The 15,271-nt window shown below is 37.2% G+C and carries 15 protein-coding genes; 14 read left to right on the top strand and 1 reads right to left on the bottom strand.

Annotated elements, in window-relative coordinates; all coding sequences use genetic code 11:
- The first annotated feature begins 65 nt into the window (after positions 1-65).
- From rpsA to gap, 11 genes are all read left to right on the top strand, one after another.
- Positions 66-1,259: a 30S ribosomal protein S1 gene (gene rpsA, locus IEU65_RS03055; protein WP_004910088.1), complete on the top strand. Its 1,194-nt coding sequence runs from the start codon at positions 66-68 to the stop codon at positions 1,257-1,259.
- A gap of 73 nt (positions 1,260-1,332) precedes the next feature.
- On the top strand, positions 1,333-2,643 hold the full coding sequence (der, locus tag IEU65_RS03050) for a ribosome biogenesis GTPase Der (RefSeq protein WP_010294094.1): 1,311 nt from the start codon (positions 1,333-1,335) through the stop codon (positions 2,641-2,643).
- Between the two features lie 176 nt (positions 2,644-2,819).
- Positions 2,820-3,095, top strand: a complete 276-nt coding sequence (gene hbs, locus IEU65_RS03045; RefSeq protein WP_004910092.1) for a non-specific DNA-binding protein Hbs — start codon at positions 2,820-2,822, stop codon at positions 3,093-3,095.
- 177 nt (positions 3,096-3,272) lie between these two features.
- On the top strand, positions 3,273-3,716 hold the full coding sequence (locus IEU65_RS03040) for a MarR family winged helix-turn-helix transcriptional regulator (protein WP_147651799.1): 444 nt from the start codon (positions 3,273-3,275) through the stop codon (positions 3,714-3,716).
- A gap of 20 nt (positions 3,717-3,736) precedes the next feature.
- On the top strand, positions 3,737-4,144 hold the full coding sequence (locus IEU65_RS03035; RefSeq protein WP_010294088.1) for an iron-sulfur cluster biosynthesis family protein: 408 nt from the start codon (positions 3,737-3,739) through the stop codon (positions 4,142-4,144).
- The gene (locus IEU65_RS10540; RefSeq protein ID WP_147651797.1) at positions 4,086-4,361 is read left to right on the top strand and encodes a glutaredoxin family protein; all 276 of its coding nucleotides are present in this window, start codon (positions 4,086-4,088) and stop codon (positions 4,359-4,361) included. Before IEU65_RS03035 ends, IEU65_RS10540 begins: the two co-directional genes overlap by 59 nt.
- Positions 4,362-4,363: 2 nt before the next feature.
- Positions 4,364-4,888: a peptide-methionine (S)-S-oxide reductase MsrA gene (msrA, locus tag IEU65_RS03025; protein ID WP_010294083.1), complete on the top strand. Its 525-nt coding sequence runs from the start codon at positions 4,364-4,366 to the stop codon at positions 4,886-4,888.
- A gap of 12 nt (positions 4,889-4,900) precedes the next feature.
- Positions 4,901-5,344 (top strand): peptide-methionine (R)-S-oxide reductase MsrB, encoded by a 444-nt coding sequence (msrB, locus tag IEU65_RS03020; RefSeq protein WP_010294081.1) that lies wholly within the window; start codon positions 4,901-4,903, stop codon positions 5,342-5,344.
- A 21-nt stretch (positions 5,345-5,365) separates the two neighbouring features.
- Entirely contained in the window at positions 5,366-5,674 is a 309-nt protein-coding gene (gene trxA, locus IEU65_RS03015) for a thioredoxin (RefSeq protein WP_010294079.1), read from the top strand.
- Positions 5,675-5,716: 42 nt separating this feature from the next.
- Positions 5,717-7,084: an FAD-dependent oxidoreductase gene (locus IEU65_RS03010; protein WP_010294077.1), complete on the top strand. Its 1,368-nt coding sequence runs from the start codon at positions 5,717-5,719 to the stop codon at positions 7,082-7,084.
- Between the two features lie 48 nt (positions 7,085-7,132).
- Positions 7,133-8,143, top strand: coding sequence for a type I glyceraldehyde-3-phosphate dehydrogenase (gap, locus tag IEU65_RS03005; RefSeq protein ID WP_010294075.1), 1,011 nt, complete (start codon positions 7,133-7,135; stop codon positions 8,141-8,143).
- A gap of 68 nt (positions 8,144-8,211) precedes the next feature.
- Here gap and IEU65_RS03000 read toward each other — a convergent pair whose 3' ends face one another.
- Positions 8,212-9,327 carry a helix-turn-helix domain-containing protein gene (locus IEU65_RS03000; RefSeq protein WP_010294072.1) on the bottom strand — a complete coding sequence of 372 codons (1,116 nt, stop codon included), beginning with the start codon at positions 9,325-9,327 and terminating at the stop codon, positions 8,212-8,214.
- A 495-nt stretch (positions 9,328-9,822) separates the two neighbouring features.
- Here IEU65_RS03000 and IEU65_RS02995 point away from each other — a divergent pair, with 495 nt between their 5' ends.
- The 3 genes from IEU65_RS02995 to IEU65_RS02985 are packed head-to-tail and all read left to right on the top strand — an operon-like array spanning position 9,823 to position 15,196.
- The gene (locus IEU65_RS02995) at positions 9,823-12,585 is read left to right on the top strand and encodes a SpaA isopeptide-forming pilin-related protein (RefSeq protein ID WP_010294069.1); all 2,763 of its coding nucleotides are present in this window, start codon (positions 9,823-9,825) and stop codon (positions 12,583-12,585) included.
- Entirely contained in the window at positions 12,582-13,673 is a 1,092-nt protein-coding gene (locus IEU65_RS02990) for a prealbumin-like fold domain-containing protein (RefSeq protein ID WP_010294067.1), read from the top strand. The genes IEU65_RS02995 and IEU65_RS02990 overlap by 4 nt, the downstream gene beginning before the upstream one ends.
- Positions 13,670-15,196 carry a SpaH/EbpB family LPXTG-anchored major pilin gene (locus IEU65_RS02985; RefSeq protein WP_010294065.1) on the top strand — a complete coding sequence of 509 codons (1,527 nt, stop codon included), beginning with the start codon at positions 13,670-13,672 and terminating at the stop codon, positions 15,194-15,196. The genes IEU65_RS02990 and IEU65_RS02985 overlap by 4 nt, the downstream gene beginning before the upstream one ends.
- Positions 15,197-15,271 lie beyond the last annotated feature (75 nt).

Below are 15,271 nucleotides of genomic sequence, written 5' to 3'. Positions count from 1 at the left end.
TACAAGAGTTGAAATATTTGGTACACTATATTCATAGTGTAAATTGTAGGAGGACGTTTGACGTCATGAGTGAAACAAACAACGAGCTTTTAGCAGCTCTTGAAAGTGCAGATCAAATTAAGGTAGGAGATGTCGTTACCGGTGAGGTATTAGCCATTGATAACGATAACCAAGCAGTTATTGGTTTGCATACCGGTGAAGAAGGAGTTGTGCCAGCACGTGAGTACTCAGACGATCGTAACATCAACCTGGCAGACGAATTAAAAGTTGGTGACAGCGTTGAAGCTGTTGTCATCTCTAATGTTACAAGCGACAAAGAAGGTGTTGCATACTTGCTATCAAAGAAGCGTTTGGAAGCACGTAAGGCATGGGAAAACTTGTCATTTGCTGAAGGGGACACTGTTGATGCAAAAGTTATCAATGCGGTCCGTGGTGGCTTAATTGTTGATGTCAATGGTGTTCGTGGCTTTGTCCCAGCATCAATGGTTGCTGATCGTTTCGTTTCAGATTTGAATCAATTCAAGAATAAAGATATTAAAGCGCAAGTTATTGAAATTGATGCTTCAAAAGCACGCTTGATTTTGTCACGTAAGGCTGTTGCTGCGCAAGAACGTGCTGCACAATTAGCAGAAGCATTTGCTAAGTTAACAGTTGGAGAAGTTGTTGAAGGTAAAGTTGCTCGCTTAACTGACTTTGGTGCTTTCGTTGACTTGGGCGGCGTTGATGGCTTGGTGCACGTATCAGAAATTTCACATGATCGTGTTAAGAACCCAGCGGATGTTTTGACAAAGGGTGAAGTTGTTAATGTTAAAATTTTGGCATTGGATTCTGAAAAGGGTCGCATTTCATTGTCAATTAAAGCAACACAACCTGGTCCATGGGACAAGGTTGCTGAAGAAGCACCAGCTGGTACTGTACTTGAAGGTACAGTAAAGCGTGTTAAAGATTTTGGTGCCTTTGTTGAAATTTTCCCTGGCATTGAAGGTCTTGTCCATGTGTCACAAATTTCGCACAAGCGCATTGAAAACCCATCAGACGTTTTGAAGTCAGGTGATAAGGTTAAAGTTCAAGTGCTTGATGTTAAGCCTGCAGAAGAACGCATTTCTTTGTCAATGAAGGCTTTGGAAGAAAAGCCAGAACGCGAAGATCGCGGTAATGCAAACGATGGTTCAGCTTCACGTGCCGATATTGCTGCTTACAAGCAACAAGAGGACGATTCAGCTGCAACTTTGGGCGACATTTTTGATGGTAAGTTCTAAGAATTCTTATTGAGAAGAACTGGTTCGCCAGTTCTTTTTTTATGATAACGCAATATAAAAAGGAGGTGCTGATATGGCTGCACCAATAGTAGCAATTGTTGGTCGTCCAAATGTTGGGAAATCAACTATTTTTAATCGAATGGCTGGGGAACGTATCGCTATCGTAGAAGATATGCCTGGCGTCACTCGTGATCGACTTTATGCATCAGCTGAGTGGTTGAATTACGACTTCCGAATGATTGATACCGGTGGTATTGAAATTGGCGATGCGCCATTTCTAGCTGAAATCAGAGGACAAGTCGAATTGGCCTTGGATGAAGCAGACGTTATTGTCATGGTTGTTTCAGGTAGAGAAGGTTTGACCGAAGCTGATGAAGTCGTCGCTAAAATGCTGTATAAAACCGACAAACCTGTTGTATTAGCAGTTAACAAGGTTGATAATCCAGAAATGCGTAATGATATTTATGATTTTTACGCGCTCGGTTTAGGTGATCCATTCCCTGTATCTGGTTCTCATGGTATTGGCCTAGGGGATTTATTAGATGAAGTGGTTAAACATTTCCCTGATGAAGCTGCTGAACAAGAAGACGAAGCCATACGATTTAGTATTATTGGACGCCCAAACGTTGGAAAGTCTTCAATTGTAAATGCGATGTTAGGTGAAAAAAGAGTCATTGTCTCTGATATTGAAGGTACGACACGTGACGCTATCGATACGCGGTTTGTTACGCCTGATGGTGACGAGTTTGTGATGGTAGATACCGCTGGTATGAGAAAACGCGGTAAAATCTATGAAAATACTGAAAAGTATTCCGTGATGCGCGCTATGAAGGCCATTGATGATAGCAATGTTATCTTAATGGTTCTCGATGCAGAAGCAGGTATTAGAGAACAAGATAAGCATGTGGCTGGCTTTGCGCATGATGCTGGCCGTGCGATGATTATTGTTGTAAACAAATGGGATGCAATTGAAAAGGATGATCACACGATGTCTGATTTTGAAAATTTGATTCGGGATGAATTCAAATTTTTGGACTATGCACCGATTGTTTTTGTGTCAGCCAAAACGGGCCAACGTTTAGACAGATTGCCTCAGTTGGTAAAGGATGTTGATGACAACCACCGAAAGCGAATTGGATCGTCAACCCTGAATGATGTCATTATGGACGCTATTGCGATTAATCCGACACCTTCGGATAATGGTAGGCGCTTGCGTGTCTACTATGCGACACAAGTAGCAGTTCAGCCGCCAACATTTGTTATATTTGTCAACGACGTAGAGCTAATGCACTTTTCTTATGAACGCTTCCTTGAAAATAAAATTCGAGAAGCCTTTGACTTTACAGGGACACCGATTAAGCTAATTGTTCGTGCCAGAAAGTAACTTAATTTCACAAATATTGAAATTATGTAACGTAATTATTACGAAATGCCGAAAACCCTTGATAACACTACACATAAGCGCTTTCTTGTGTTATTCTAAGTACATGAAATAATGTTTCGACAAATTTCACACGGCGCTTTGCGCCAATCATAAAATAACTCTCAGGAGAAAAGAACATGGCAAACAAGCAAGAATTAGTAGATTCAGTTGCAAAAGCAACTGGTTTGACAAAGAAAGATGCTGTCGCATCAGTTGATGCTGTCTTTGCATCAATTGAAGCAGCTTTGAAAAAGGGCGAAAAGGTTCAATTGATTGGCTTCGGTAACTTTGAAGTTCGTGATCGTGCAGCTCGTAAGGGTCGTAACCCACAAACTGGTGAAGAAATCGAAATCGCTGCTTCAAAGGTTCCTGCATTCAAGCCTGGTAAAGCCTTGAAGGATGCCGTTAAGTAATATATATCGCAATTAAAAAGAGTAAGCTTTTGGTAGGCTTGCCTTTTTTTGTGTACAAAATGTTACACACACCGCTAAACATTGTTCTTTATCCTTCTTTTGGGAATTTCGCTAATTTATACATTGTGCACGATTTAATGGTGTACAATGTAGTTGTTAAGAAAGAAGGCGACGAACTTGGAAATTCCAGTTAATAATGACAACATTAAGTTAGACAACCACTTGTGTTTTTATATCTATGTGACCTCTCGTGCAATTCAGCGAATGTATATGCCACGACTAAAACAATTGGGATTAACATATCCGCAATATCTTGTGCTGGTTGCTCTCTACGATAAGCAAAAACTAACGGTTAATGAGTTGGGAAGACTGTTGGACTTAGAATATGGTACATTATCACCCATGCTTAAAAGAATGACCGATAGGGGATTAATTTCAAAAGTACGTTCAACTGAAGATGAGCGAATTGTTGAGTTGACGTTGTTATCTGAGGGAAAGTTGAAACGACAGCAAGCATTGCAGCTTCCACAATTGTTAGCTAGTAATAGCGGATTAACTGATGAAGAATGGCAGCAGATGGTTCATCTAACAGAAAAAATGTTTAAAAATATTTCAGAATAATTTTTTTGGGGGAATAATTTATGTTATCAGTTTCAGAAAATTTAACGAAAAAAATAAGCAAAGTAACTCATCCGGAAACAGTGCTGATTTTAGATTTTGATGATGGTGTCGGTCCGTTTTCTAACGCGGCAACCTGCACGTTGGATGTTGCTTTCAACTTGATATTAGCAACACAAAGTCAAATCACAAAGGACTTCGACACCACGATTGAATCTAATTTAGGCAAAATATACATTAAAAAGTATGCTCTACCACAACTTGGAAATGGTGACTTGAAGTTAGAACAAAATAAATATTTAGCGAATGTTTTGACAAGTGACGCTGGTGTTGTTGACTCAAATTGTGGTATTTATGATGTACAAGGGGTGAATGAGAATGACGCAAAAGTTGGCAGTTATTTATCATGTGACGGGGTGTCTCAAATGTAGGATTACTGCAAGAATCCTGATGAATTGTGGCGTTCAGGTTGAAACAGTAAACATTGAAAATCATCCGGAAACTTTGCAGAAATTAAAACAAATGGGGTATCGTAGTTTTCCGGTTATCAAAATGAATGATGGTACAATTTGGCACGGATTAAGTTTAAAACACTTATTAACATTTTTTACCGATCGATATCAAACTAATAAAAGCAAGGAGAAGTGATTATGGCAATTCAAACAGCAATATTTGCGGGTGGTTGTTTTTGGTGTATGGTGGAGCCATTTGAAAAAATGGATGGCATTCAAAAAGTCAGATCAGGTTATACTGGTGGCTCAGTTGCCAATCCAACCTATGAGGAAGTATCCAGTCATCTAACTGGTCATGTTGAAGCAGTAAAAGTGTGGTTTGACGATAGCAAAATTTCGTATAAGCAACTACTGAACATATATTGGATGATTTCAGATCCTACTGACAATCAGGGACAATTTGCAGATCGAGGCAATACCTACAAACCAGTTATATTTACTAATTCTGAAGAACAAAGAAGAGAAGCACAGGAATCAAAAGAAGAACTTCAGAAATCAAATCGATTTGACCAACCTGTTGTCACTGCAATTAAGGATGCTCAACCATTTTATGATGCAGAATCAGAGCATCAAGATTTTTACAAGAAAAATCCAATGCGAGAAGCAATCATGATGCGACCGCGTCATGCGTTTCAACATTGCTATTGGAATGATAAATTGTGAAGGGAGTATGTGATGGACAAAGAACAATTAGAAAAGCAAAAAGCAACTCTAACTAATGAAGAGCGGCAAGTGACACAGAATGGCACAACAGAAAGAGCATTTACTGGAAAGTACGATAATTTTTTTAAAGATGGTATTTATGTTGATGTCGTGAGTGGTGAGCCACTGTTCACATCACGAGACAAATACGACTCAGGCTGTGGTTGGCCGGCCTTTACTCACATTTTGGCACCTGAAAATGTTGTTGAACACAATGATAATTCATTTGGTATGAAACGGGTTGAGGTTAAGTCAAAATTAGCTGATTCGCATTTGGGTCATGTTTTTCCTGATGGTCCAAAGGATCAAGGCGGTTTGCGATATTGCATAAATTCTGCGGCACTTAGATTTATCCCAAAGGACCAAATGGTAGCACAGGGGTATGGCAATTACCTGAATAGTTTGTATGGTAATTAAATCAATTGGGGGAATTGGGAAATGGTAATAGAAATTAATGATCAAAACTTCAATGATGAAACAAGAACTGGTTTAGTGTTAACTGATTTTTGGGCAAGTTGGTGTGGTCCATGTAAGATGCAAAGTCCAGTAGTTGAAGAAATGTCTGAACGATTTAGTGACATTAAATTTACAAAACTAAATACTGAACATAATCAAAAAGTTGCGACGGAATTAGGCATTAAAGCGATTCCAACATTACTTATTAAAAAAGATGGCGTGGTGGTTGATCGCTTGACTGGCTTCCATAATAAAGAAATGTTGTCAGAAATTTTGGAGCAATACAGGTGATTAAAGCAAAAGTTGTGTTGTGATTTTTTTGGGGGGGTAAAAATGAAAGTCATTATTGTAGGGGCATCGCATGGCGGTCATGAGGCTGCCTTTGAATTATTAGATCGTTATAGTGATATAGATGTCACGGTTTATGAACAAAGCGATTTTATTTCGTTTATGTCATGTGGTATGCAACTCTTTCTTGAAGAGCAGACTACTAAACGAGATGATGTGCGTAATTTTACACCAATGGATTTGGAAATGCGTGGTGGTAAAGTACAGATGAATAGTAAAGTGACAAAGATCGATCCATCGGTGCATCAAATCACAGTCAAAAATTTAATAACGGAGGCTATTTCAACCGATAGTTATGATCGATTAATTCTATCAACAGGCGTTACACCAGCTCTAATTCCAATTAAAGGCGTGGATTTAAAAAATATTTACCTAATGCGTGGTCGTGATTGGGCGATTAAACTTAATGAGAAGTTGCATGATAAGACAGTCAAAAATGTTGTTATAGTTGGTGCCGGTTATATTGGTATTGAGGCGTCAGAAATATTTGCCAAGGCAGGCAAACAAGTCACTGTTGTTGATAAAATATCGCATCCTCTGGGTAACTATTTAGACGAACCGCTGTCTAATGAAGTGAAAAATGAGCTCATCAAAAATGGTGTATCGCTTTACCTTGGTCATGGTGTATCTGAATTTAGGGGAGATAGTGGCGTTACACAAGTTATCACTGATGATGGGCAACATTTTGCGGCAGACTTATGCATCATCGCGGCTGGTGTTCGTCCCAATACAGATTGGTTAGCAGGGACGGTTGATTTAGACAGTCGTGGCTGGATAGCAACTGATCCATTTTTACGGACCAGCCAACCAGATATTTTTGCTATTGGAGATGCAATATTGCCCGCATACGCTAGTGTTGGAAAACAAGCACCGATTGCATTAGCATCCACAGCAAGGCGTGAAGCACGTTACGTGGCAGAAAATATTTATCAAATGAGTCAACCTGAGCGTCCATTTTCAGGAGTTAATGGGACTTCTGCGTTACGAGTATTCGGATTAAAATTGGCTAATACTGGATTAAACGATTATAGCGCCAAAAATCTGTCAATTAAAACAGAAAGTAGCTTATATGTTGGATCTTTGTTACCCTCGTTTGTAAAATTAGACAATCCTAGAGTGATGATTAAATTAACATACAATCCAATCAACCATGTGATTCTCGGTGGCCAAATTCTGTCTCAGGCAAATGTGGTGGAGATTGTTAACACAATTGCGTTAGCGATTAAAGGTAAAATGACATTATCCGATTTAGCGGAGGCGGATTTTTTCTTCCAGCCTAGTTTTGATAAGCAATGGTCAATTTTAAATCTTGCAGCGCAACATGCGCTAGGTGAATACATGACCATTGCATAGTGAGCAATGTCATTAACAATAAAAATAATTATTAATAAAGGAGAAAATATGAGTGTAAAAGTTGGTATTAACGGTTTTGGACGTATTGGACGTTTGGCATTTCGGAGAATTCTATCATTAGCAGAATCGGCCGATGATATTGAAGTTGTAGCCATCAATGATTTGACAAGTCCAGCAATACTAGCATACTTACTAAAGCATGACTCAACTCACGGTAAACTTAAAGCCGAAGTGTCAGCAGATGAAACTGGTATTATTGTGAACGGCAAACATTATAACGTTTACGCAGAGCAAGATGCCCGTCAAATTCCATGGGTGCAAAATGATGGTGTTGAGTATGTGTTGGAAGCTACTGGATTTTATACCTCAACTGAAAAAGCGACGGCACATTTAGACGCGGGTGTCAAAAAAGTGTTGGTGACAGCTCCAGCTGGAAATATGCCAACTGTCGTTTATGGTGTTAACCAAAATATTTTAACCCCAGACGATAAAATTATCTCAGCTGGATCATGCACCACCCAATCGCTAGCCCCCATGGCCTATGTTTTACAAAAAGAATTTGGTATTGAAGTTGGTACAATGACGACGATTCACGCATTCACTTCAACGCAAATGATACTAGATGGTCCTAAAGGAAGCAATCTGCGTTCTAACCGAACAGCATCAGCTAATACAATTCCTCATTCAACTGGTGCAGCTAAGGCGATTGGTTTGGTTATTCCTGAGTTGCAAGGCAAATTACAAGGACATGCGCAACGTGTGGCGGTCGTTGATGGTTCAGTGACAGAACTGGTTTCAATCTTGTCACGTCATGTAACGGCTGAAGAAATTAATAATACCATGAAAAAATATCAATCGGAATCATTTGGTTATGACGATGATGAAATTGTCTCTTCGGATATGATTGGTGATACACATGGTGGTGTCTTTGATCCGACTCAGACCGAAATTACAACAGCTGGTGACTTTCAATTAGTAAAAACGGTTACTTGGTATGATAACGAATACGGATTTACGTCGAATATGATTCGCACTTTACAGTACTTTGCCAGTTTATAATTCAAATTGCGAAATGTTTTAAACGAATTTAGTTTTCTCTAAATTCGTTTTTTTGTGCTTTATAATCTTTAGTCGTCAAGCAGTGATTTGCTAATAAAATGTTTTCTGAAATGATTTGGCGTCACACCTGTCACTTTTTTAAATGTTTTGACAAAATAGGTGGCTGTTGAGAATGATAGCAATTCAGCAATTTCTAGTAGTGACAAATTGGATGCAATCAAGAGCTCTTTGGCTGTTTCAACTTTTGTCTGTCGAATAAATTGTGTGATTGTGACACCGTATTCTTTTTTAAAAGCAGGATTTAGCGTTTTTTTCGAAGCATTTAATCCAGTAGCAATGTCATCTAGAGTAATATTTTCTCTGATATGTTGTTTAATATATTGTTTAATTCTTTGGTGCAATGGTAGAAAATTATTAAATCGATAATCTTTAACAACGTTAAAATAGTGCCATGAAATTTCCCTAATGGTTTGAAAAAAATTTAAAAATTGGGGTGATAATTCCACTTCCTGCACTAAACTATATTGCAATTGGAAAGCTAATTTAGCTGGATAACCCCATTGTATAATTGCCCGATTTAAAATTGATATGTAAGAAATGAGGGTATTCTTTTCGCCTCGAATAATATTATTGGCTGTTAAATGTTCAGCTACTAAGTTAAATTCTGCTAGACGCTCTAATGCTTTGATCAGCTGATTTTTTTTTGAATATACAATTGCTTTAATAATATCAGTTTCTGTGTCAAAAAATAATTGTGAATCAAATGGTACCAAATGTGTTGGTTTTACCTTTTTTTTGTTATCAATTTTTATGATATAAATGTCTTCATCGGGTGCTTCCACCGCATTGTACATTGTAAAAATAATTTGTGCAATTGTTTTGAAATTTTGTAATGAGTGTAAAAGTATTAGTTCGTTGTTATCATTTACTCTTTTTTTGTATAAAAATACAAAGCATATTAACTGAGTTGAATTAATTTTACATATAACAGCGTGTCCTAAATCATAATCAACTGAAGTATACGAGTGAGATAGCACCAAATCTAGTTTGTTCAATAAAAAAGCATGAATGTCATTATTGGAATCACGATTATTTTTGTATAAAAAGTTTGTGGTCTGCTTAGCACTATCCAAAAAAAAGACATTAGCATTTAATATTTTTGCTAGTTTTGCAATGTTATTCATCAACACTCCTAGTTTATTCATTTATAGTGACCAGACAATTGAGACTAAAAAATATGTATTCTTAAAAATTTCGTTCTTTAGATACTCGTGAATTATTGTATAAAAAAAATAATAAAAAAATAACCATATGCCGGTTTATGGATTTGAATTTGCTATAAAATCCCTTTTTGTATCATGAAAATATAAAAAAAGTAATAGATAATAATTAATAGCCATGAAAAGAATTGTAGTACATTCTTTGTCCGATTCGAGAATGGGGGGGAATTATAAAAAACTTACGCTACCCGGGTAGTTAAAGTTTTTGTTGCTTTTAAAAAATGTAAATATTTTTTAAATTATACACACATCACAAACATTAGAGTGAATTTTATAAAGATTACAATAGCAAAAGACAAACTCGAGCTACAGTTCATGGTGAGAAAGAATAAAATTTCTCAGATGTTGTGAATTAATTTTTATAAAAAAGAACAATTAATGTTCTTAGAGAGGAGAATTATGAAAAAAAATATTCACAAGAATCTGCGCAACAAAATTGTTCACTTCTTGGGAATTGTTTTATTGATGGGATCGATTGTTACGAGTTCATTTTTACAGCCAATGCTGACTGCTTCTGCAGCAAGCGACATAACACCGCAATATACCAATAACAGTAGCGGTATTTCGCCAACTAACTCTTGGACTATTCCAGGACAAAATACTGTAATCAACCATCAAGGTGGGGATACTACTAATGGTTGGGACAAGAATAGCAGTTGGAATGGTGATTCATCTGATACATCAAAATCATATTTGAAATTTGGTACTGATACTAGTAACCCTGATTACCAAATTCGTAAGTATGCTAAAGAGACTGCAACACCTGGGTTATATGATGTTTATTTGAATGTTAAGGGAAATGAAGTTAAGAATATTAAACCGATCGATATTGTGTTAGTTGTTGATATGTCGGGATCAATGGAACCTAATAATAACTCAACTAAAAGTAATAGAGCACAGGCAACTAGAGACGGCGTTAAACAATTTTTACAGGCTATCAAAGATGCTGGAATTGCTCAGTATGTTAATGTTGGGTTAGTCGGATTTTCAAGTCCAGGAGGTTATGTTACAGGCTCAAATGGGTATCTAGAAGTTGGGATGCAGAGTCTTTCAACATCTGGTCAGACAGAACAAATAAATAACACGTTATCTCCAACTTTCTCAGGTGGAACCTTCACACAATTGGGGATTCGTAGAGGTCAAAAAATGCTTGATGATGATAAAAATAATCACCAAAAAATGATGATTTTATTGACTGATGGTGTTCCAACCTTTTCTTATAAGGTTACTCAAGCAACCACCATTTCAGGAACAACCTATGGAACAGCATTTTCCTCCTCAGATCAGGACCAACCTGGATCGACTTCGCAATTTGTCAGTTGGAGAAATAATTGGGAAAAGCGGAATAATCGTTACATTAGTGGAACTGATCCTAACGGAGCAACAACAAGTGCACAGAATTATGGATTATATTACAATACTGGTAATAATGTTAAAATTTGGAATACTTGGCCAGCAACGCTTGGAGAAGCAAAAATTAGCAGAGACAGCGGAACTGAAATACATGCTTTAGGGATACAGTTAGGGGATGATAATAATAATAATTATTGGGATTCACCACTTTATTTATCTTCCAATAGTGTGCGTTCCAGGGCTAGTTTAATTGCTTCATCTGGACTTTACCAAGATGCCAACAGTGCTTCGGACGTTACTACCTACTTAAATAATCAGGCAAAAAATGTCCTAAGCCAATTCAACACCGTCAACCAAGGCACTATTTCAGACCCACTAGGTTCCCAGTTTATATACGGTGACGATACACCAACAGTCAAAAGTGTTGGTAGTAGTGTCGTTCAGAATTTGCCAACTGTTACCAAATCAAACGGAAGTATCTCTGTTAGCAATATGAACCTCGGTAAAAACCAAGAAGTTCAAATTCACTATCAAGTTCATTTGAATACCGAGTCGGATAAATTCCAACCGGATTACTGGTATCAGATGAATGGTAAAACAACCTTCACACCGACAAAGGATAGTAATGCTGTCGAATTCGGCGTTCCTTCTGCTAAAGCACCTGGAACGGCGATAAAGGTTACCAAGCAATGGCAAGAGTTGGTTGATGCATCGAAGCGACCGGATAGTATTAACTTTAATGTAACAAGGACTGTGAACAACCAATCAACTAATTGGCAAGCTTCTGGTATTTTGAGTAAAAGTGATAACTGGGCAAAAACGTTTAAGCAATTGAGTAAAAATAACCAATCTATTTGGTTGCCAGCGTATGACAATAATGGCAATACATTTAATTACCAAGTTTCTAGTGAAGCTACGGATGGTTATGTTTCAAGCATTGCTAACAAAACGAATGAGTCAACAATCACAAATACACAGTATGGTTTAATTATTGATAAGTATGCAAGTAATTCAACAAATAAACTCACTGGCGCTGAATTTATTGTTAAATCAGCAGATGGCAAGCAGTCCTATACATTAAAGGACAATCAGTTGCAACAACTGTCACCAGGTAATTACACTATTCAAGAAACTAAGAGCCCAACTGGGTATCAACTTGATTCTACGGTTTATCCCATAACATTATCGCAAGATGGTAAATGGTCAAGCAGTGGGCAAGGTATTAGTGTGACATCACCAACCGCTAATGGTAACGGCTATAAAGATGGTTTTTCTATTGCGACTGATAAATCAAACAATCCTGACAAGAATAATGTTGTTAGATTTGTCAAAAATGATGCTCTCAAGAAGTTTGATCTGACAGTTAATAAGGTTGATAAAACTACTGGAAATGCGCTAAAAGGTGCTAAATTCACATTAACTGACTCTGCGGGCAAAACATCGTCTTATAAAGAAACTGATCCAACAGCGATGTTTACTTTTGAAAATCTTTCATCAGGAACATATACTTTGAAAGAAACAAAAGCGCCTGATGGCTACATTACTAGTCAAAACGTCACAATAGTAATTTCTGATGATGGCAGCGTTAAGGTAACTAACAATAATGGCGATTGGAAATCAACCTTACAAAATGATGCGGGTAATAATCAGATTAGCCTAACGGTTAATAATACCAATAAAACTGTCTTTCCATCTACTGGTGGATCAGGTAATGAACTTTATTTGATTGTCGGAGGTGTTTTCATATTAATCGCGGTACTTGCTGGCGGCTATTATGTTTTCAGAATTAAGCGAGGTTATCGGTCATGATTAAAAAAATGATGATTTCTATTGTAACGATTCTATCAGCTGTTCTGTTAAGTTTTAGTCTGTCACACAAAAATGTCGAGGCGGATCTATCTAGTCCTGTAACAATAAAGCTTAATCATCAATTAAGTGTTTATGGTTCAGATCCAATGGCTTATATGCCAGGCGCAAATGTCACTTTTAAATTATACGATTTAACCAATGATTATCAAAAACATCAAAATGATGAGAATTATTTTCAAACACTAAAATCACTTAATCAAGGTATTGAAAAATACATTAAACAAAACAACGTTCAATTGGTTGAGACTGAAAGAACTGATGAAAATGGACAAGCAATCTTTCATGCAGACAGAAGCATTGGTAAAGCCTATTTAATCGTTCAAGAGCAGGTGAAACATTTTGATAACAATGGGTTATTTTATGAACAAATGACCGATCCAATTGCTTTTGTGCCAGCTGATCAAAAAGTGCATCAAGATATTTTAACAATTGATACTAAGTCTGCGATTGTTACAAGAGTGCCATATTTTTTCAAATATGGTCAAACATTAGATCAAAAAGAAACACCATTAGCTGGGGTGAAATTTGTCTTTTATAGATTAAATAATAATCGAAAAGAATATCTTACAAATGACAATAATTGGCAAATTGTAACTAATCCGTTACACGATAGCGCAATTAAAAAAATAGTATCTGATGAAAATGGCTTAGTTGCTTTGAATGATACTAAATTAGTTGCTGGAGAATATTATTTTGAAGAGGTTGCAACATTAAAAAACTTTGAAATTTCAAAGTTAGCTCAGCAAATTAAAGTCAATATTCCCGCAGTTAACAGTATCAATGACGTTTTACCAATTACTGTTAACGGGCAACCATTATCAAAAATTTCAGCTGGTACTATGCCGGACTATATTATGAAAAATGCGCAACCACGCATCTTGAATTATCAAAAAAAGCCGACTATACTGCCAGCTTTACCAGCAACGAGTGCGGCGATAGGTTCTATTTCTGTTATTGGTTTGGTGATGGTGATATTAGTTTTGTTTATGAAACAAAGAAATAGGAAGAAAAAGGGAGAATACAAATGAAGCGTAAAACATGGTCAACATTGGCCAATACAATTTTACTAGTGCTACCATTATTGCTTTCAGCAGTTTTAGGTGTTGCTAATGTATCAGCAGATTCAACTGACACAGTTAATGTGACATTACACAAGCGTGTGTTTGATGAAGGCCAAGTACCGGCAAACAAGACCAACACAGGTGATGTTGATAGCAGTTTTGGTGGCACACCACTAGCGGGTGTTACTTTCACAGCTTATGATGTTACAGATCATTATTTGGCGCTACGTAAAGGTGGGCAAACGGCTGAAGAAGCTACTCAAGCTGTTCAAAAAGATGCTGTTGATAAAGCACCAAGTTATGCAAATCAAGTGGGTCAAGATGTCACTAAGGGTGATGATGGCACAGTGACTTTCTCAAATTTAGCTTCTAAAGATGGTGATAAAGATAAAGTTTACTTATTTGTTGAAACGAATTCACCAACGGATATTACACAAAAAGCTGATCCAATTGTATTGGCACTACCTATCTATAAGACAGGATCTGATTCAGAGATCAATACTAATATTCATGTTTATCCAAAAAACGAAAAATCAACTGCTATTACGAAAGATTTGAATGATAAAAGCAAGGCCGCTTTAGAAGTTACGCTGCCTGATGGTACAAAGGTATACAATGCTACATTTGGCCAAACATTTGGTTATCAACTACAAATTGCTGTACCTTGGAACATTGCTGATAAATCAACATTTAATGTTGTCGATACACCTAATTTAGGTATCGATGATGATGCGTCAACTGTTCAAGTTGCAGGACTAACAAAAGGCACTGATTATAAGGTTGAAGCAAGTGCTGCTAATGACCAAAATGGTAAGGGCTTCAAAATTACCTTTGATACAAGTACTGCTGCTGTGAAAGCAGCTGCAGGAAAGAAATTAACTATTACTTATGATGCAACGCTAACTAACGCTGCAGTACCAGATAAGGCTTTAAACAACACGGCGACACTTAATATTGGTAATGGCACTGACGTTACTTCAACGCCAACTCAGGGACCAGAAATTTATACTGGTGGCATTAATTTTGTTAAGCAAGATAAGCAAAGTGGTAAAACACTTGCTAATGCAGAATTCCAGTTGGTTAAGTTGAATGCAAATGGTGATAAGGTTGCTTATGCAACACAAGCTTCTGATGGGTCATACAATTGGGCCGCAACAGCTGATGGTGCTACAACATATATTTCAGATTCGAAGGGTACGATATCACTAAAAGGATTGGAATATTCAGCTAAGTTGTCAGATGGCCAAAGCTACGCCTTGGTTGAAACAAAAGCACCAGAAGGCTATGCACTTTTGACAGCACCTGTTAAGTTCACAGTGACAAAGGGAAGCTTTGGTGCAAGTCAGTTGATTACAATCACGAACATCAAAAAAGGTATTTTGCCATCAACAGGTGGTTCAGGTATTTATTTGTTCTTAATAATTGGCGCATTGATGATGGGTGCTGCTTATCTTTGGAACAAACGTAATAAGAAAGAACAAAACATTTAATTCATCTCTAGAAAGTGCAAATCATGATAATGGTGCGCGCTTTTTTTATCAAAGTAGTATCAGATCAAGTGTGAC

Source organism: Leuconostoc pseudomesenteroides KCTC 3652, from assembly GCF_014634745.1.
In the GTDB taxonomy this organism is placed as follows: domain Bacteria; phylum Bacillota; class Bacilli; order Lactobacillales; family Lactobacillaceae; genus Leuconostoc; species Leuconostoc pseudomesenteroides.
Note: the sequence above shows the minus strand (reverse complement) of the source record. Positions and strands in the feature narration are given on the sequence as shown.

What these genes read in the sequence shown, in the direction of transcription:
- rpsA (WP_004910088.1), top strand. Translation starts at nt 66, where the DNA reads ATGAGTGAAACAAACAACGAGCTTTTAGCAGCTCTTGAAAGTGCAGAT.
- der (WP_010294094.1), top strand. Translation starts at nt 1,333, where the DNA reads ATGGCTGCACCAATAGTAGCAATTGTTGGTCGTCCAAATGTTGGGAAA.
- hbs (WP_004910092.1), top strand. Translation starts at nt 2,820, where the DNA reads ATGGCAAACAAGCAAGAATTAGTAGATTCAGTTGCAAAAGCAACTGGT.
- IEU65_RS03035 (WP_010294088.1), top strand. Translation starts at nt 3,737, where the DNA reads ATGTTATCAGTTTCAGAAAATTTAACGAAAAAAATAAGCAAAGTAACT.
- IEU65_RS10540 (WP_147651797.1), top strand. Translation starts at nt 4,086, where the DNA reads ATGAGAATGACGCAAAAGTTGGCAGTTATTTATCATGTGACGGGGTGT.
- msrA (WP_010294083.1), top strand. Translation starts at nt 4,364, where the DNA reads ATGGCAATTCAAACAGCAATATTTGCGGGTGGTTGTTTTTGGTGTATG.
- msrB (WP_010294081.1), top strand. Translation starts at nt 4,901, where the DNA reads ATGGACAAAGAACAATTAGAAAAGCAAAAAGCAACTCTAACTAATGAA.
- trxA (WP_010294079.1), top strand. Translation starts at nt 5,366, where the DNA reads ATGGTAATAGAAATTAATGATCAAAACTTCAATGATGAAACAAGAACT.
- IEU65_RS03010 (WP_010294077.1), top strand. Translation starts at nt 5,717, where the DNA reads ATGAAAGTCATTATTGTAGGGGCATCGCATGGCGGTCATGAGGCTGCC.
- gap (WP_010294075.1), top strand. Translation starts at nt 7,133, where the DNA reads ATGAGTGTAAAAGTTGGTATTAACGGTTTTGGACGTATTGGACGTTTG.
- IEU65_RS03000 (WP_010294072.1), bottom strand. Translation starts at nt 9,327, where the DNA reads ATGAATAACATTGCAAAACTAGCAAAAATATTAAATGCTAATGTCTTT.
- IEU65_RS02995 (WP_010294069.1), top strand. Translation starts at nt 9,823, where the DNA reads ATGAAAAAAAATATTCACAAGAATCTGCGCAACAAAATTGTTCACTTC.
- IEU65_RS02990 (WP_010294067.1), top strand. Translation starts at nt 12,582, where the DNA reads ATGATTAAAAAAATGATGATTTCTATTGTAACGATTCTATCAGCTGTT.
- IEU65_RS02985 (WP_010294065.1), top strand. Translation starts at nt 13,670, where the DNA reads ATGAAGCGTAAAACATGGTCAACATTGGCCAATACAATTTTACTAGTG.